This window comes from Streptomyces sp. NPDC048506 (genome assembly GCF_040651315.1).
Classification (GTDB): Bacteria; Actinomycetota; Actinomycetes; order Streptomycetales; family Streptomycetaceae; genus Streptomyces.
The window spans coordinates 16,748-34,147 of sequence record NZ_JBEZIX010000026.1 but is presented as its reverse complement, the minus strand read 5'-3'; the positions used below and the strand labels follow the sequence as shown (position 1 = coordinate 34,147).

At 72.5% G+C, this 17,400-nt stretch carries 16 protein-coding genes; 4 read left to right on the top strand and 12 right to left on the bottom strand.

Annotated features, from left to right (window positions below):
* Window positions 1-162: 162 nt before the first annotated feature.
* The 10 genes from AB0C96_RS21805 to AB0C96_RS21760 all read right to left on the bottom strand — a co-directional run bounded on the left by AB0C96_RS21805 (window position 163) and on the right by AB0C96_RS21760 (window position 12,089).
* Window positions 163-1,491 (bottom strand): DUF4407 domain-containing protein, encoded by a 1,329-nt coding sequence (locus tag AB0C96_RS21805; RefSeq protein ID WP_362919338.1) that lies wholly within the window; start codon window positions 1,489-1,491, stop codon window positions 163-165.
* The gene (locus AB0C96_RS21800; RefSeq protein WP_362919337.1) at window positions 1,484-2,566 is read right to left on the bottom strand and encodes a hypothetical protein; all 1,083 of its coding nucleotides are present in this window, start codon (window positions 2,564-2,566) and stop codon (window positions 1,484-1,486) included. The genes AB0C96_RS21805 and AB0C96_RS21800 overlap by 8 nt, the downstream gene beginning before the upstream one ends.
* The gene (locus AB0C96_RS21795) at window positions 2,563-4,839 is read right to left on the bottom strand and encodes a hypothetical protein (protein ID WP_362919336.1); all 2,277 of its coding nucleotides are present in this window, start codon (window positions 4,837-4,839) and stop codon (window positions 2,563-2,565) included. Before AB0C96_RS21795 ends, AB0C96_RS21800 begins: the two co-directional genes overlap by 4 nt.
* Window positions 4,832-5,656, bottom strand: coding sequence for a hypothetical protein (locus tag AB0C96_RS21790; RefSeq protein ID WP_362919335.1), 825 nt, complete (start codon window positions 5,654-5,656; stop codon window positions 4,832-4,834). Before AB0C96_RS21790 ends, AB0C96_RS21795 begins: the two co-directional genes overlap by 8 nt.
* Before the next feature lie 82 nt (window positions 5,657-5,738).
* A complete protein-coding gene (locus AB0C96_RS21785; protein ID WP_362919334.1) occupies window positions 5,739-6,446 on the bottom strand; it encodes a Crp/Fnr family transcriptional regulator in 708 nt (235 codons plus the stop codon).
* 346 nt (window positions 6,447-6,792) lie between these two features.
* On the bottom strand, window positions 6,793-7,536 hold the full coding sequence (locus AB0C96_RS21780) for a class I SAM-dependent methyltransferase (protein ID WP_362919333.1): 744 nt from the start codon (window positions 7,534-7,536) through the stop codon (window positions 6,793-6,795).
* 88 nt (window positions 7,537-7,624) lie between these two features.
* Complete coding sequence (locus AB0C96_RS21775) at window positions 7,625-8,839, bottom strand: aminotransferase class V-fold PLP-dependent enzyme (protein WP_362919412.1); 1,215 nt, start codon at window positions 8,837-8,839, stop codon at window positions 7,625-7,627.
* On the bottom strand, window positions 8,832-10,151 hold the full coding sequence (locus AB0C96_RS21770; protein ID WP_362919332.1) for a pyridoxal-phosphate dependent enzyme: 1,320 nt from the start codon (window positions 10,149-10,151) through the stop codon (window positions 8,832-8,834). The genes AB0C96_RS21775 and AB0C96_RS21770 overlap by 8 nt, the downstream gene beginning before the upstream one ends.
* Window positions 10,148-11,626: a Y4yA family PLP-dependent enzyme gene (locus tag AB0C96_RS21765; protein ID WP_362919331.1), complete on the bottom strand. Its 1,479-nt coding sequence runs from the start codon at window positions 11,624-11,626 to the stop codon at window positions 10,148-10,150. The genes AB0C96_RS21770 and AB0C96_RS21765 overlap by 4 nt, the downstream gene beginning before the upstream one ends.
* 199 nt (window positions 11,627-11,825) lie before the next feature.
* Window positions 11,826-12,089: a hypothetical protein gene (locus AB0C96_RS21760; RefSeq protein WP_362919330.1), complete on the bottom strand. Its 264-nt coding sequence runs from the start codon at window positions 12,087-12,089 to the stop codon at window positions 11,826-11,828.
* Between the two features lie 173 nt (window positions 12,090-12,262).
* Between AB0C96_RS21760 and AB0C96_RS21755 the strand changes: the two genes are divergently transcribed.
* The gene (locus AB0C96_RS21755; RefSeq protein WP_362919329.1) at window positions 12,263-12,640 is read left to right on the top strand and encodes a hypothetical protein; all 378 of its coding nucleotides are present in this window, start codon (window positions 12,263-12,265) and stop codon (window positions 12,638-12,640) included.
* 94 nt (window positions 12,641-12,734) lie between these two features.
* On the opposite strand, the gene AB0C96_RS21750 is transcribed toward AB0C96_RS21755, so the two are convergent.
* Both AB0C96_RS21750 and AB0C96_RS21745 read right to left on the bottom strand, forming a co-directional pair.
* A complete protein-coding gene (locus tag AB0C96_RS21750) occupies window positions 12,735-13,151 on the bottom strand; it encodes a hypothetical protein (protein WP_362919328.1) in 417 nt (138 codons plus the stop codon).
* 202 nt (window positions 13,152-13,353) lie between these two features.
* Window positions 13,354-13,641: a hypothetical protein gene (locus AB0C96_RS21745; RefSeq protein WP_362919327.1), complete on the bottom strand. Its 288-nt coding sequence runs from the start codon at window positions 13,639-13,641 to the stop codon at window positions 13,354-13,356.
* Window positions 13,642-13,734: 93 nt separating this feature from the next.
* Between AB0C96_RS21745 and AB0C96_RS21740 the strand changes: the two genes are divergently transcribed.
* The 3 genes from AB0C96_RS21740 to AB0C96_RS21730 all read left to right on the top strand — a co-directional run bounded on the left by AB0C96_RS21740 (window position 13,735) and on the right by AB0C96_RS21730 (window position 17,373).
* Window positions 13,735-14,889 carry a site-2 protease family protein gene (locus AB0C96_RS21740; RefSeq protein WP_362919326.1) on the top strand — a complete coding sequence of 385 codons (1,155 nt, stop codon included), beginning with the start codon at window positions 13,735-13,737 and terminating at the stop codon, window positions 14,887-14,889.
* Between the two features lie 149 nt (window positions 14,890-15,038).
* Window positions 15,039-15,779, top strand: coding sequence for a PP2C family serine/threonine-protein phosphatase (locus AB0C96_RS21735; RefSeq protein WP_362919325.1), 741 nt, complete (start codon window positions 15,039-15,041; stop codon window positions 15,777-15,779).
* Between the two features lie 70 nt (window positions 15,780-15,849).
* A complete protein-coding gene (locus AB0C96_RS21730; RefSeq protein ID WP_362919324.1) occupies window positions 15,850-17,373 on the top strand; it encodes a protein kinase in 1,524 nt (507 codons plus the stop codon).
* Window positions 17,374-17,400: the final 27 nt, after the last annotated feature.

The following is a 17,400-nucleotide window of genomic DNA, read 5'->3' as shown; positions in this document are numbered from 1 at the left end:
ACGGACAACGGAGTTCCTTTCATGGGGCTACGGGGTGGGGCTCCCCGGGCGTGACCGGGGAGCCCCCTCCTCTCGACAAGGGCTGTCACGACAAGGACTGTCACGACAAGGACTGTCACGACAGGGGCTGTCACGGCGACGGCCGCGACGGCGACGGCCGGATCAGACGGACGACGGCCGGCGCAGCTCGTCCTCCAGGGCGTTGACCGCCTGGCTGACGCGGATGTTCATCTCCGCCACATGCTCACGGCGCGCGGCGTCGAACTCGGCCTTGCGGCGCCGCACGTACTGCTCGCACTCCTCCCGGGCGATCTCCAGATCCGCCAGGCACTGCCGCTCCGCGGCGCGTACGGCGGCGTCGTGCACCTTCACCGCGCTGTTGCTGCGCGACGACAGCAGCCGGTCGTAGCTGCTCTCGTGGCCGAGGAACTTGACCAGGACCGGCAGCACGTCGATGAGCACGAAGAGGAGGCGGACCAGCCAGACACCGGTGAACAGGGTGGTGTTGTCGCGGGTGAGCCGCTCCAGGGCGTCCATGCGCTCCAGGACGCCGATGCCCCGCTGTTTCGCCCGCTCCTGTGCCACCCGACGGGCGATCTCCTTGTCCCGTGCGGCCTCGAAGGCGTCACGGGAGCGGGTGAGCCGGCCGCTGTCCTGGCCGATCCGGTCGTTCATCCCGGCCAGTCGGCGCTCGTTGGCGGCGGTGTGGTGGGTGGCGCGGTAGTCGGCCGCCTTCGCCCGCAGCCGCTGGCACTCCGACGTGCGCTCCAGCAGTCCGCTGGAGGCGTCACGGATCAGCTGTCGGCACTCGTCCCGGACGTCCGCGTCCAGGGACTCCAGCCGCCGGGTGTCCTGGTCGACCCGCTGCTGGAGCGCGGCGGCGTCCTTGCGCAGCGCGGACAGCTCGGCGGACTGCCCGTCCGGCGTCGCGCCGAAGGACAGCAGGTAGCTGCCGCAGCCGTGCGGCCGGTCCCCGGCCGACTGGGAGGGGTCGGGGTTGCAGCGCAGCAGCTCGCTCCGGAGCCGGTCCACATCGCCCTGGCGCTCGCCGCGGATCCGCTCCTCGACGGCGGTCTGGAACACCCGCAGCACCAGGGGCTCGGCGATGACGGTGCCCAGCAGCACGGCCACCACCAGGCGCGTCAGCAGCGGGGTCACCCGCCGTTTGGCGTTCGGCTGCGGGGCGATCAGCCAGCGGTCGAGGTTGAGCACGAACAGCATCCAGATCACGGCCGGCAGCAGCGCCAGCACGGACGTCCCGCCGATCGCCTCGTTCGCGAAGTTCCACATGGAGAACGCCGCGATGACGGAGGTGCCGAGCACCACGCCGCCCAGCGCGGTGTACTTGCTGCGCTCGTACCACACCCAGGCGAGCAGGTTCTCGTCCACGCCGGTGAGCGCCCGGAGCCGGCGCGCCGGGTCGAAGCCCTCGGACCGGGGCTGTTCCACGGGTCTGCCGTATCCGTCCGGCAGCTTGAGGAAGTCAGTCAAGGAGGTCGTCCTCGTCCTTGATGTAACGGGGGTCGGGCTCCCGGCCGTCACGGCCGGGCAGCTTGGCGGGGGAACCGTTGGCGCGGTGCTGCGGGGCGGCCTCCACGGCCGGTCCCACGGTGCCGGCGGCCGGGACGGTGCCCTGCTCCATCAGCTGCTGGAACACCTGCTGGTAGTCCACGTAGTGCTCGGACCGGCCCATGTGCGCCACCAGGGTGCGCAGCAGGTCGGCGTGGAGCGCCCGCTGCTCCTTCTCGCGCTCATGGGCCCGCGCGTCGTCCTGGGATGCGGCCTGCTGCCGGATCGCCCGGTCCTGGTCCTCCCGGCGGTGGGCGCGCTCGGCGATCGCGGCGACGTCGATGACGTTGCGGGTCACCCCGAGCGCGTCCACGTACTCGCCGCCCTGCTGGAGCAGCTCCGCGAGCCGCTGCACCGCCTGGGACTCGAACTCGTGCTGTCCGCGGAGGAGTTCCTGGCCCCGGCGCTCGTCGCGCAGCTTCTGCTCCCAGGCCCGCAGGTCGTCCGGTGTGAGCACCTCGATGCCGACGAACTCCACGCTCATCCCGGTGATCCGCGGGGTGACGATCGTGGTGTACGCGGTCATCCGCCGGGTCACCTGGTCACGGACCGCGTTGACCTCCTCGATGCGGTGGGCCGCGCTCGCCCGGGACAGCTCGCTGTCCCCGGCCAGGTAGGTGCGCAGCGGGATGGTGACGTCGTCGATGCCCTGCCGGGCGACGGTGGCGGCGTCGGTGACCTGGCAGGTGAAGGACGCCCGGATGGTGAAGGTGTCGGCCTCGCTCACCGAGGGGACGACCCGCTCCACCTCGACCAGCCGGGCCCTGGTGTCCACCAGGCTCACCGACGAGGCGTCCACCACGTCGGGGTGCGAGGGGTCGAAGGTCATCCCTTCCTGGTACTCGCGGTACTGACCGCCGACCCGGAAGACGTAGACCGCGCCGGGCGGCAGCGCCGGCAGGTCGGCGCGCTGCCGGCGCCGCGGCCACCAGCCGCGCTGCACGGTCTGGAGCATCTGCTCGGCCACGATCGGGAAGTTGTCGTGCACTGTCGTCATCCTCCTTGGAGCGAAAGGGAGTTGGGGGGCGGCGCGGCGTGCCGCCGGAGGTTGCCGAGGAGCACCTGGACGAGGTGCTGGGTGCCGGGTACGGCATAGTCGGGATGGCGTACCGCCATCGACACGTCGGCCCGCAGCCCCCGCCACTGCCGGTGGTCCAGCGCGCCCCGCATCGTCTCTCCCAGCTCCCGTACCGAGCCGGTGGCCGAGGGGTCGTCCTGGAGCGCGGCCAGGGCCCGCACCAGTGCCGACACCGCACGCGCGCGGCGCACGCCGAGCAGGGCGGCGCTCCAGAGGCACCCCAGCTGCCGGGCGGTTCCCGGGTGGCGGCGCAGCAGCTCCGCAGCCAGCGGTGTCCCCCGGGTCAGCCCCTCCGCTTCGAGGACCCCAAGGACCGTGTGGAGCGCCAGGGCGCGTTCCCTGCGGTCCCGGGCGCGGGCCAGTTGGGTCCGTAGGTAGCGGAGGAAGAAAACGGCGCGCTCGGGCTCCGGTTCGGTCGCGGCGGTGGCGAGGAAGAGGATGAGCGAGCGCCGTGCCGCGACGGCGACCCGTTCGCCGCGGAGGGTCATCTCCCACAGGCAGTTGAGCGCCTCCAGCCGGTAGAGGGCACCGGCCTCGCCGGCGAAGGCCATCGCCGCCGTGATGGCGCGCAACTGGCCGTTGCCCGGCGTGGACCAGCTGAGGACGGTGGTGAGCGCCTGGGGCGCCAGCCGCTCGTCGGCGCACATGAACTGAAGGACGAAGGCCGCGGTCAGCCGCTGGGTGCTGAGGCCGTTCGACCACGGCCGCAGCAGGTTCTCCTCGACCTCCGGCAGCGCGTGCCGGGCCAGCAGCGCCACGCCCCGCGCCACCTCTTCCCGGACCCGCGGCCCGCCCTCCAGGGACAGCTGGTGCAGCCACCGGCGCAGCGGATACCAGAGGTCGTACCCGTACAGCTCGTGCAGCTGGCCGATCACCAGCTCGCGGACCCGCGGCGAGGCGAAGACGATCATCCGCTCGCTGCGGCAGGCGTCGCCGCCCGCGCCCTCCCGGCGCACCGGGCCGGCGATCCCCACCGCGCGGGTGCTCCACGCGGCGCGGCTCTGCCCGAGGGCCGGTCGTTGCGCCGGCACGGCGTCCTCCTCGGGGGCCGCTCCGCCACCGGCCCGGTCCCAGTTGCGCACCTGCTCGTCGAGCAGCACCGACAGCTCCTCGAAGGTGCGCTCCGGGAGCCCCTCGGCGAAGGCGAGGGCGGCCATCGGCAGCAGGTCCTGGGGCGCCGGGGCCTGCTGGAACCAGTTGCGGACGGTCTGTTTGGCGCTGTCCCGCAGGGCCTCCAGGGCGGCGTCGGGGCCGTCGGCGAGCTGTTGGGCGGCCCGGACGATGTCTCCGGGGCGCCGCAACTCCGCGACGTGCTGCCGGAGTTCGGCGGCGAGCGGATCGGGCAGCTGCGCGACGGCGGACGGGCCGTACATCCGGGCCGCGCAGTGGTCGAACAGCGGCAGCGGGTCCGGAGGGTTCCAGGACGCGCAGTAGTCCTTCAGCGCCAGCCGGCGCCGGTCGGCCGGTGCGGCGGTGAGCACCAGGTACGAACCCTGCCTGCGCAGCTCGCCCTGGAGCTTCTTGAGGGTGAAGCCCTGTACGGCGTCGTCGTCCGTCTCGCCGGCGTAGTCGAGGATGACGTAGCCGCTGTCGGGTTTGACGGTGCCCTTCGCGACGAGACGGGCCAGCGAGTTGGCGGGGGACAGGCTCCGCAGTCCGGTGTCCACGCCCAGCAGGTCCCGCAGCATCGAGAACGCGCCGGCCCGCCGCCCGCTGCCCTCCTCCCCGACCAGCACCAGGATGTGGTCGGACTGGAGCCGGCCGGCGGCGGCGTCGTACGCGTCCGGATGCAGGTAGTGGGCCAGCACCCGGTCGATCTCCGCCGGATCGACCTCGCCGGGCGCCAGGCCCGGGGAGGTCGCGGTGCCGAAGCCGAACACCGCGTCCGCCGCGTCGACGTGGCCGTAGAAGTTGTTGTAGACCCGCTGGATCCGCTGGCCCAGGGCTCCCGCCAGCTCGGAGTAGTCCTGCTCGTCGGCCTCCAGGTCGTCGTCGGCCGGGTCCGGCTGGTGGCCGGGACCGGGGTGCGCGTCCTGGCCCCCGGCGTCCTGGCCCCCGACGTCCTGACCCCCGGCGTCCGCGCTCCTGGCGTCCGGCCCCGGTGCGCCGTGCTCCGGCGCCGGCCGCGGCGGTTCGTCCCCGCCTCCGGCGCCCTCGGGCTCCCGGCCCTCGCCGCGTTCCGGGTCAGCCATCGGTGCTTCCGAAGCCGACGACCCCGCCACGGAGGTCCACCGGGGCGTTGAAGTTGTTGACGTTGAGGTTCCGGCCCTTGAAGGTGTTGCGGACCCGGGGGTCCGGCTGACCGGCCCGCTGACGTGCCGCCCCGGCCGGCGCGGAGGGCCGGGGCGCACCGCTCGGGCCGGTGGGACCGCCCGGGGCGCCGGGGCCGGTCGGGGCGGTGCCGCCCTCCAGGTCGAGGCCGTGCGCATCGTGTCCCGGCACCCACAGCCAGGCGGTGGACTCGTACTCCTTCTCCTGTACGGGCACCCGCCGGAAGGCGGCCTCGGGGAGGGTGGTGTGCCCGCCGGCCACCGTGGTCTGGAAGACCTGGTCGGACAGCGCCAGCACCAGATCGGCGTCGTCCGCGGCGGCCAGGGCGCCGCGGAGCGGCGCGGAGTTGAGCAGCCGGCAGGTGGTGACGACGGTCCGGCCGGCGAAGCCGTTGTCGGCGACCTCCACCGGGCCGTGGTGGACCGCGGCCCGCACCCTCATGCGTGCGCCGCGGACCCGGTCCTGGTTGTAGGTGAGCAGCCCGGCCGTGATGTGGCGGATGTAGTCGTCCACGATGCGGGGCTCGGAGCCGTCCATGGGGGCGACGGCCAACTGCTCGTCGCCCTTGGCCTGGATGTGCCATCGGGTCCTGTCCAGGGCCGCGTTGAGTGCGGCCCGGGAAAGGAGCCGGGGAAGGTCGTGCTGGATTTCGGATTGCCGGCGGTCGTTGTTCCCTCCGTACGACTGGACGTCCAGGGCTATGCAGGTGCAGGGGTAGTACCCGGCCTGATCGGCCACTTGGTCATTCCTCCCTCGTTCGCGGAGTTTCCGCGGGGTGTTGAGGGAGAGGCTAGGAGTGGCAACGAGAAGCGAACCCGTATTAATACGGGTTCTCGGCCTCGATTTTCGCGAATTCCATCAGTTGTGGAATGTCGCTGATCGTTATCTGGCGGTAGCGGCGCTGGATCAGACCGCGTTGTGACAGCGCGGCGAGCGCCTTCTCCGCGGTGGGCAGGGCCAGTCCGGCGAGCGAGGCCAATTCCGACTGGGTGAGGGTCACGCCGAGCACACAGCGCTGTCCTTCGGTGCCGTCGACCGCTTGGCCGTAGGTCTGGGCCAATTCCGCGATCACCCGGGCCAGTCGGGTCGACGCGTCATAGGCGCGGAAGTCCAGCCGGCGCCGGTTGGCCCAGCGCAGGCGGGCGCTCATCATGCGGAACAGCGCGGTCATGGCGTCCACGTGCCCGGTCAGGAAGGTTTCCAGGGTGCGCCGTTGGATGATCCGTGCGGTGACCTCGCCGCAGGCGATGACGGTGCCGGAACGCGGCTGATTTTCAAATGCCGCCATTTCCCCCACCAGATCGCCGGCCAAACGAATCGCGAGGAGCATGTCGCAACCGTCCGCCGAGCTGGCCACCACCTTTACCACGCCACTGGTGATCAAAAGGACATGACTGCTCTCATCGCCCTGATGCAACAAAGTGCGATGTGCCGGGTATTTTGCCAGGGTGCCCAATTCCAGGGCGGCGGTGAGTGAGGTGGGCTGGAGCCGGCCGAGAAATGTGGCGCTCGGCCACCCGTGCCTCATCGGGATGACTCACCGTGTCGGGGCCTGCGCGAACTGCCGGGTAACGTCACCATGCCCATTGCTCCCCATTGCGATGTGGTACCCGCGCGTCCCGTTGCCCGGCGCACGTCTCCCTATAGTGCCGCCGGTGGGTGAATCGTGAAGCAAAAGAGCCGCATTGGCTGAATTCGGTACCGGGCGGCGGACCCGCGCCCGGACGGCCGCGCCGCCGTGGCCGTTCGGGGCCGTGTTCGGCCGTCGCAAGCGGAGCGGCAGCCCCGTGAATGCGCACGTCATGACCGCCGCCCCACGGCACTCGAACGGCCTGGCGAGCATTATGCGCCGCGCCGGCGCCGCCGGCGGACCCTCACCGCACCGCCACCAGGACGTGGCTGTTCCCGAATTGCCAGACCGAGCCGACATGGGCGAAGCCGGCCTCGTGGAGCAGGGCGGTGTGGCCGGCGAGGGTCAGGTGTTCGCCGGCGCTGCTGGGGAGCGGGCGGGTGCGGCGTTCGGCGAGCAGCGCGGCGAGTTCGGGGTCGGCGCCGGCGGCGGCCCACCAGGAGTCCCAGTCCTCGTGGGTGAAGGCGCGCAGTCGCTCGGCGCGGCGGCGGCCGATGGTGCGGGTGATCTCGGAGAGCCGCGCGGCGTCCTGGCAGAGGTGGTCGCCGTTGACGAGGACGCCGCCGGGGCCGAGGCGGGCCGCGAGGTCCCGGTAGACCCGGCGGAGCGTCGGCTCGTCGAGGTAGTGCAGCGCGGTGGTGGAGACGGCCGCGTCGAGCGGGCGGTCCAGGGCGAGGGCGTCGAGCCAGCCGGGGCGGCCGATCACGGCCTCGACGTAGCGGGCCGCGGATCCGTAGTGGGAGCGGCCCAGTTCGAGGAGGAGCGGGTCGGCGTCGACGGCCACGATCTCGGCGTGCGGCAGCCGGCCGGCGAGGCGTGCCGCCAGGGCTCCCGGTCCGCAGCCGAGGTCGACGACGAGGGGGGCGGGGCGTCCGGCGGTGGTGTGCTCGACCACGTCGGCGATCACGGTGAGCCGCTCGTCGCGGTCCACCGCGTACCGCTGTTGCTGGTCCTCCCAACGCCGTACCCAGCGTGCCGCGGTGGCCACACTGACACTCGTCGCACCGCGTACCTCGGTCGTTTCGCCCGTCCCCGACACCACATCACACCCATGGTCACACTGATGATTGTGAAAATCATTGCAGACTGGTGAGGGTGGAGAGTAGCGCGTCCACTTCCTCGGGGGTGTTGTGGACGTGCAGGCTCACCCGTACGGAGCCGTCCTTCGCACCGGCGTCCGCGCCGGCCTGGCAGTGGTGGTCGGAGCGGACCATGAAGCCGTGGCTGTAGAGGATGAAGCCGAGGTCGTGGGAGGCGATGTCGCGGTGCCGGAAGGTGACGATGCTGCGGCGGCGCTGCACCGCCGAGGCGGCCGACAGGCTGGCCCGGCACCCGAGGACCTGGTACCGGGCCAGTTGGCGGAGGCCGTCGGTCAGCCGGGCGGCGAGCGCCACCGTCCAGCGTTCGATCCGGTCCGGGCCCGCCGCCTCCAACCAGTCGAGGGCCGCCGCCAGGGCGGCGATCCCGACGGTGTTGGGCGTGCCCTGCCAGCCGCCGGGGCGGAAGGCGGGACCGCGCAGACCACGGGACCAGACGGCGCCGGTGCCCGGCAGGGCCAGCGCCTTGTGCCCGGAGAACACCACGAAGTCCACGTCCAGTTCGGCCATCGAGACCGGCAGATGGCCGATGCTCTGGGCGGCGTCCAGGCAGATCGGCACGTGGGGGCCGGCCGCCTCGCGGAGGCGGTGGACGTTCATGTCGCCGCCGTAGACGTGGTGGACGTGGGTGGCCGCGACGAGGCGGGTACGGGGGCCGAGCAGCGCGGCGAACGCCACCGGGTCGTAGTCGCCCGAGCCCGCCTGGCACGGGAGCCGACGGACCCGGATGTGGACGCCGCGCTGCGCCAGCAGCTGCTGGGCCTCCAGCCAGGGGGCGAGATTGGCCTGGTGGTCGGCGAACGGGACGACGATCTCGTCGCCGTCGGTGAGGAAGGTGGTCAGCCAGTCGCGGGCGACGGTGCGCAGGCCCTCGGTGGTGCCGCCGGTGAAGTGGACGGTGGAGCGGTCGGGGGCCGGGTCGTGCAGGAACTCCTTGACGCGGTCGCGGGTCCGCTCGACGAGGGCGGTGGTGGCGTTGGCCCAGGGGTAAGTGCCGCGGCCGGCGTTGGCGTTGGAGGTGGTGAGGTAGGAGTGCACCGCGTCCAGGACGGCCTGCGGCTTCTGGGCGGTGGCCGCGCTGTCGAGGTAGGCCAGCTCCGGGTGGGCGGTGATGATCGGGAACTGGGCGCGCAGCGGGCGCTGCCACGACCGCAGGGCGTCCAGGTCGTCCGCGGGGCGGCCCACGTCAGTCACGCACCAGCGGGGCGCCGGCGTCACGCCAGGCGATGATGCCGCCCGCCAGGCTGCGGACGTCGGGGTGGCCCATGCGGGTCAGCAGCGCCGCGTACTGCGCCGACTTCTCGCCGACCGGGCACGCCAGCAGCACCGGCTGGCGCGTGCTGAACGGCAGCCCGCCGCGGAGGAGTTCCTCGAAGAGCTCGTCGACGATGTTGATCGAGCCGTCGATGTGCAGCGCGGCGTAGGCGAACGGGCCGCGGAGGTCGACCACCAGCGGGCGTTCGGCGGCGATCCACTTCTGGGCGTCGGCGGTGTCGATGACCGTGGCCGCATGCACCTCGGCATCGGTGAGGCCGGTCACCGAGTTCCTCGCCGGCGGGCGGCCCAGCAGCTCCGGGCGGCGCTCGCGGACGTAGCTGAGGTAGCTCTCGACGCGGTCGCAGACGATGAAGACCGCGGTCCGCCGGTCGGTCGACTCCGCGTCCAGCGAACGGAGATGACGCACCGCGCCGTAGTACGCGGCGCCACCGGTGGGCCCGGCGAGCAGACCGCAGCGGCGGATCAGGGTCAGCATGCCCTCCAGGGCCTCGTCGGCGCTGACCGCCTCGATCGTGTCGTACGTGGCCGGGTCGAACAGCCCGACCTCGTGCACCTCGTCGACGTTGCGTATCCCGGGGATGAAGTCGGACTTCTGCCCGACCAGCCCCACCACCCGGACCGCCGGATCGTGGGCGCGCAGCGCCCTGGCCACCCCGGTGGAGGAGCCGGCGGTGCCCACACAGGCGATGAACCAGTCCGGGGCCCGGCCGTCGAGATCGGCCACGATCTCCGGGCCGGTGCCGGTCGCGTGCGCCTCGGCGTTGAGGGCGTTGAAGTACTGGTCGGTGTGCAGGCTCGGGCTTCCGGGCCGGGACAGCTCCTGGTGGAAGAGGGTGAGCGGATCCTCGGTGTCGGTCGGGTCGAGGCACTCGGTCCGCCCGGGCAGCTCCTCGATCTCGGCGCCCAGCAGCAGGAGCAGCTCCTTGACCTCCGGGACCCGCATCCGGTTGGTGACGCTCCTGAACGGCAGACCGTGCATCCCCGCGATGACGGCCAGCGCCTTGGCGGTGTTCCCGCTGGACAGCTCGACGACCGTGGCACCGCGCGCGACGGCGTCGGGCAGCCCCGGCCGCGCCATGCTCCAGGCCGCCCGGTCCTTGACCGAGCCGAACGGGTTGAGCATCTCCAGCTTCGCGTAGAGATCGATGTGGCGCAGGCCGTGCACCGCCCGGTCGATACGGACCAGCGGGGTGTTGCCGATGGCGTCGGTGATGCGGTCGTACCTCATGCCGGTAGTCCCCCTGACGATGTGATCGGCCAGTACTGCTCATCGAGGCACCAGCGCCACCCGCCGTCGTCCTCCCACGCGGCGACCTTGCGCGCGCGGGGCCGTCGCTGCGCGCCGGTGGCCTGGAAGTCCATGCAGTACCCGGCGGTGTTGGCGAACGCCAGCAGATCGCCCGGGCGCGGCGAACGGGGCAGGAAGACGGCGCGGCGGGTGATCAGGTCGGCCTCCAGGCAGAGGCTGCCGGTGAGGTACACGGCGACCGGCTCCCCGGCGTCCGCGTCCTGCCCGGCGCCGTCGCGGGGCACGACCACGGGGTCCATCAGGACGCCGTGGTCCTCCAGGCTGACGTCGCCGGCCGTCATGGCCAGCCGGACGAGCCGGTCGCCGGCGTCCGTGTGCCGCACCTCCAGCACCCTGGCCAGGGACAGCCCGCACTGGTCCACCAGGGCCCGGCCGGGCTCGCACGCGAGGTCGTAGAGGTTCTCCAACAGCAGGGTGCCCAGCGGCCGGCCGCCCAGCGCCGCGGACGGCCGGGACAGCAGCGCATCGAGGTAGCCGGGGCCGGCGAGCGGTCGGTGGGCGGGGTAGAGGCCCAGCGTGCCGCGCAGGGTGCCGTGCTCGGCCCGCAGGCCGTAGCCGTACCCGTGCCATGTCAGGGGCGGCCGGTTGCCCAGCACCGCGTGGGTGAGCGCGGTGGTGTAGCGGTCCCATTCCTCGGCGTGGGCAAGGTAGTCGACGCCGAAGCCGCCCCCGACGTCGATGGTCCGCGGCCGGGCGCCGCGGCGTCGTAGGGCGTCCATCGCCCGCAGGCACCCTTCGAGGGCGATCGCCTTCTCGTCCAGGCTGGTGGTGTCGAGGTGGTAGGCGACACCGACCGGGTCGACGGCGTCCTGGTGGCGCTCGACCGCGTCCAGCAGCCCGTCCAGCGCCTTGATCGACGTGCCGAAGCGGCTCCGCCGGGAGCGCACCGTGACCCCGGACGCCGCCGTGAAGCCCGAAAGCCGTAACAGGACCGGCAGCCGGGCCAGTTGGCGGCTGCGGACGAGGGCGGCCAGCTCGGCCAACTCCTCCTGGCCGTCGACCCCGACGGTGACCCCGGTCAGCGCGGCCAGCCAGCGGAACTCCGGGTCCTTGGGCCCGGTCGCCACGATCCGGCCCGGTGCGAAACCGGCTCCCAGGGCGTGTTGCAGCTCGCCCAGCGAGGCCACGTCGACACCCGCCCCGGTCGCCGCGAGCCGGCGCACCAGCGCGCTGGAACGGTTCGCCTTGTGCGCGAAGTACACCTGGCCGGTGAGGTGGTGCCGGCGGTGGACGGCGCGGAACCGCTCGACGTTCCCGGCCAGGCGCTCGGGGAGGACGACGTTGAGCGGGGAGCCGAGCGCGTCGACGAGGGAGTGCAGGAAGGCCGGGGCGCCCAACAGCGACGTCAACGGCTGCTCCAGACGCGGTTGCAGGTGCAGCGGAGCACCGTTCATCCGGGACGTAACCTCCCCTGCACGGAAGCGGATCACGGGCCGCACCACCACCTGAGCGGCCCTAAGACCCTTTCCATTCGCGGGCCGTTTACCCACCGGCGAGGGGAGGCGTATCCGGCTAACAGGCGGTGCTCGGAGGGGAGTTGGCGATCGGCCGCGCGGGTCCAGGTCCCGCGCCATCAGGATCTCGTCACGGTCGTCACCGGGGCCCAGGCGCAGCGCACGGGGCCAGCGGCAGCCGCCCGCGCCGTGGATCGAGGCCGGCGATCAGCGCATCGGCGGCCGGCGCCACCTGCTCGGCGCCGACCGGCGGGCCGGGGAACTCCAGCGGGATGACCGCCCCGCCCGCGTTGCTCACCACCGTCCAGCACTCGATCAGTTCCTGCCGCCGCCGCGCGGTCATCTCCCGCGGCTGGGCGAGCTGGACGAACTCCAAGGGTTCCGGCACCGCCTGCTCGCTCATGGCGGGCAGCCTGCCAGAAGGCCGCCGATCGGAGGGCCGTCACGGTGAATCCAGTGGTCGGAGAGGGTGAATGCGTGGGACGGGCCGTTGCTCAGGCTTGGTGGATACCGGGACGCCCGGTAGCAAGACCGCGGGTTACAAACCGCGAGGTGCAGGAGCACACAGTGAAGAACATGGGACGCGTCAAATTCATCATCGCAGGAGCGTGCGGGCTGCTCCTGGCCGTCGGTGGGGCGTCCCCCGCCATGGCCTGGGACGGGCCGTACGACGAGTGGGGCGCGGACGGCGTGTTCAACAGCGACACCTTCGCCGACTTCCGTGCCGTGCTGCACTGCGGTCCCCGGGCGAAGGTCTGCGTCAACGGCCCGGCGAACAGCGGCAACGTCAAGAACGCGCAGAACGTCTGGCTCTCGGGCAACAACAGCGACAGCGGCAGCCCGACCAACGTCAACGGCACCACCAACGACGACGCCGGCGGCACCACCGGCGCCGAGAACAAGACCAGCAACGACATCCAGCACGTCGGAGGCCCCTCCTCGACGCGTCTGTGACGCACGCCGAAGCGGCCCCCGTTCCCGGTGCGTACCGGGAACGGGGGCCGCGTGCTGCACCGTTCCGACCGCGTGGAGGCCGACCGGAGACGCGTCAGAAGGGCAGCTTGAGGATCCGCTGGAGGTTGTTGTGGCTGCCCGACTCGGCGCCCGCGACGGAATTGCCGCTGTTGGTGGAGCCGTTGTGGCTGGAGAGGTTGCCGCTGTTGTTCGGGTTGCCGTGGTTGATGAAGTTGCCGCTGTGCAGGCTGTTGCCGCTGCGCACCGGGCCGTTGATGCAGGGGTGCGGCGCCTTGCGCACCGGCGCCTTGTAGTTGAAGTCGGCGAGGCGGTTGTTGCAGACCACGCCGGAGACCATGCCGGTGACGGATGCCAGGTCCGCGCCCACCGCGGCTCCCAGGAGGGATTCGCCCGGAACGGCCGGAACGGTCTGGGCCTGTGCGACGCCGGTGCCGAGCAGCACCAGGCCGCACGCTCCGAGCACACTTCCCGCCTGCGCAATTCTTCTCACGATGCTCCTCGCCTAGTTCATCGTTCCCATGCCAGACGTATCGTGCTGCCGTTGTCCACCCGCATCGTCGTTCAACCCGCAGGGACTTAAACGCTCGTCGGCCAGGTTCAGCCGCCTGGCCCAACAGCCCTCGACGGCTCCGGGCGGTGGTGCCGGGACGCCGCGGACGGGCGCATCCGGCGCCGTCCGCCACCGCGCGCGCTCACAGCACCAGACGCTCCGGCATCGGTTGCTCCACGCCGTCCAGCTCCAGCGTGCAGCGGGGTGCCGAGGGGACGAGGTGCGGCTGGCGGAGCAGGACGCGGAAGGGGTGCACGGGCCGGTCGGGGAGCTCGCCGGTCAGGACGGTCATCCCCGGGCCGTGCTCCTTGCGGTAGGCGACGACCTTGCCGTTGACCAGGAGCTCGATCTCGCCGTCCCGGCCGGGGCCCACGTTCACGGTGATCGAGTGCTCCCCCTGATCCAGGTGGAAGTGGTGACTGTGCCCCATGACGCACCTCCGGTGGTCCAGATCCGGTCCGGCAGCCCCCGTCACCGTCCAGCGTAGATTCCGCGAGCGACAATTGTGGTGGGTGAGGACGCGATGAACGGGTCCGTCCGGGTCGGACATGTGGTCGGGGTGCCGCTGCGCATGCACTGGAGCGTGCCCCTGCTGGTGGGACTGTTCGCGTTCGGACTCGGCCGGCAGGCGCTGCCCGTGTGGACGCCGGGGCGCTCGGCGGCCGTCTACGCCGTCGCCGGTGTCGCCGGGGCCGCGCTGCTGACCGGCAGCCTGCTGCTGCACGAGACGGCGCACGCCGCGATCGCCCTCCGGAAGAAGATCTCGGTCGAGGACGTCACGCTGTGGGCGTTGGGCGGTACGACGCGGATGGGTCGGCCGCAGACCGCCGCCGCGGCCCTGGCGGTGGCCGTCAGCGGCCCGCTCACCAGCCTGCTCATCGGGGGCCTGGCACTGGGCGCGGGCATCGGGCTGGCGAACCTGGCCGGCTGGGCGGAGATCCCCGCCGTGGTCCTGGTCTGGCTGGGCTGGGCGAACCTGTTCCTGGGCGTCTTCAACCTGCTGCCCGCGGTGCCGCTGGACGGCGGACGGGTGGTGCAGGCGGTCATGTGGTGGCGCACCGGGGACCGGGACCGGGCCGATCTGGCGGCCTCCCGGGGCGGCCAGATCATGGGCATGCTGATGGTGGCCGTCGGCTGGATCTCCGTGCTGCGTGGCGCGCCCGGCGGACTGTGGATCGTCTTCGTGGGCCTCTTCATCATGATCGTCGCCGGGGCGGAGCGGCGCCGCGCCACGCTCCACACCTCGCTCCAGGGCGTACGGGTCGCCGACGCCATGACCGGCCCGGTCGTCTCCGGCGCCGACTGGCTGACCGTCCAGCGCTTCATCGACGAGGTGGCGGTGCCCTCCCACCACTCGGCGATTCCGCTGCTCGACTTCGAGGGCCGCCCCAGCGGCCTGGTGCAGCTCCGCCGGCTGGCGACCGTCCCGCCGGCCAGCCGGGAGACGCTGCGGATCCGCGAGGTGGCGACCCCGCTGTCCCAGTGCGCGGTCGCCGCTCCGGACGAGCCGCTCAGCCAGGCGCTGGACCGGCTCACCCTGAGCACCGGCCCCCGCATCCTCGTCGTCGACGGCGGCCGGCTCGTCGGGATCGTCACCGGCAAGGACATCTCCCGGCTGGTGCAGCGCCGGAGCCTGGGCGGGGCGGGCGCCGACGGCCGCCCCGACGGTGAGCCATGACGGGTGGCGACGAGCGCGCGGCGACGAGCGAGAGGGACGGGTGAGAGGGACCACCGGGAGACGAACAGCGCGAGGGACCACCGAGGGGACCGAGGGGGACGAGTGAGAGACGACGAACGGGGAGGACCGATGGGAGAGGCGGAACCGCCATGTCGTACATCACCGTGACTGCCCTCAGCCACCCCGGCCTGCTCCGTGACCACAACGAGGACAGCCTGGTGGTCGGCCCCTGGACGCTGTGCGGCACGGTCACCGAGAACCCGCAGACGCTGGTCTTCCCGCTCGGCACACCGCTCGTCGTCGCGGTCGCCGACGGCATCGGCGGCCAGCCCGGCGGCGAGGTCGCCAGCGCACTGATCGTCCGGCAACTGGCCTCCTGCGGTCCGACGCTCGACAGCGAGCAGGCCGTACGCGACGCCCTGAACCTGTGCAACCACACGGTGTACGCCGCCGCCGACAGCGACCCGTCGCTGCTGACGATGGGCACCACGGTCGCCGGCGCCGTGGTGCTCGCCGACTCCCTGCTGGTCTTCAACGTCGGCGACAGCCGGGTCCTCGACGCGACGAAGGACGGCCTGCGGCAGGTGAGCGTGGACGACAGCCCGCCGCTGCCGCCGGGCCGCCGCACCACCTCCCTCGTGACGCAGGCACTCGGCGGAGCGCCCCAGTTCAGCGCTATCACCCCGCATGTCAGCACCTCCCCGCTCACCCCCGGCGACCGCTATCTGATCTGCACCGACGGCCTGACCGACCCGGTACCGGAGGAGGCCCTCGACGAACTGCTGCGGGAGCACGACGACGGCCGGGCCGCCTTCGAGCTCTGGAAGTCCGCCATCGAGGCCGGCGGCCCCGACAACATCACCCTGGCGCTGGTCGGCCTCGGAACCTGACGTGCGGAACCCCGGTGCACTCCACACCGTCTTCCGTCGTGTTGACGTTCGACCGTCGTGGAGGAATCCGGTGGAGCACAGGGTCTTGGGGGAGCGGTACGAGCTGGTGGAGCGGCTCGGGAACGGCGGCATGGGAACGGTGTACCGGGCCGTCGACCACCGGTTGCGCCGCACCGTCGCCGTGAAGACGCTCTCCGCCGAGCTGGCGCTCCAGCCGGAGTTCCGCACCCGCTTCCAGCGCGAGGCGCACGCCGCCGCCGCGCTCAACCACCCCGGTGTGGCCACCGTGCACGACGTCGGTGAGGACGCCGGAGGCGGTGCCGTCGAGCCGTATCTGGTGATGGAGTACGTGGCCGGCCGGACCGTCAGCCATGTCCTGAAGGACGGTGCGCTGCCGGTGGCGCAGGCCGTCGACATCGCCGGCCAGGTGCTGGACGCGCTGGAGCACAGCCACCGGCACGCCATCGTGCACCGGGACATCAAGCCCGCGAACGTGATGCTCACCGCGACCGGCGGGGTCAAGGTCGTCGACTTCGGCATCGCCAAGGCGCTCAGCGAGGTCGCGACCCGGCTGACCGGCACCGGAGTCGCGGTCGGTACGCCCGCCTACCTGGCGCCGGAGCAGATCACCGGCAGCGAGACCGACCACCGCACGGACCTGTACGCCGTGGGCTGTCTGCTCCATGAGCTGCTGACCGGGTGGCCGCCGTACACCGGGGACTCGCCGTTCTCCGTCATGCACCAGCATCTGGCCGCGGAACCGGTGCCGCCCTCGGCGGTCCGTCCGGAGCTGCCGGCCGCCCTGGACGCGGTGGTCGTGACGGCGCTGCACAAGGGCCGCGAGGACCGGTTCGCGGATGCCGCCGCGATGAAGGCGGCCCTGGTCGCGGCGGCCCGGGCCACCGCGCCGGCCGCCCCGCTCCGCACCCCCACCACGCTCGACCCCGCGCCGCGGCCGCCGCAGCCCCTCCAGTCCTCTCAGCCCTCCCGACCGGCGCAGCCCGCGCAGTCCTCTCAGCCGGCGCAGCCGTCTCAGCCGTCTCAGCGGTCTCAGCGGTCTCAGCCGTCACCCCGGAGGGTGCCGCGGGTGGTGTTCCGGCCGACGGCGGAGGGGGCGGTCGCGCTGCTCGGCTGCATCCTGTCGCTGGTGATATCCCGGAGCCAGGTGATCGAGGTCGGCCAGTTCTCCCGGGTCGCCCTGCTCGCCGCCGTGGCGGGCGGGGTGCTGCTGCTGTGGTCGGCGCGGCTGGCGTGCGCGGTGGTCTGGGGCCCGGTGGCCGAGGCGGTGGCCGTGTGGTCCGAACTCGCCCGCGGCTACCTCGGCTGGGACACCCACTACGTCGTCATCGCCCTGCTGCTGGGCATCGTCTCGGTGTGCTGCCTCGCCGCCGGCTACAAGGACGAACGCGCCGGCGGCTTCGCGCTGGTGGCGTTCTGGTTCACCGCCCTGGGCGCCGTCTGGTTCTTCCTCGACGACCTGCGCAAGATCGGCGTCTTCTACGTCCTCCTCCTGGCCGTCACCCTCGCCATCGGCACCCAGGTGCTCAAGTCCCGCGCCCGGCAGCAGGTCACGACGCCGTCGCCGGCCGGGTGACGGCCGGCAGCGGACCGGCACGGCGGG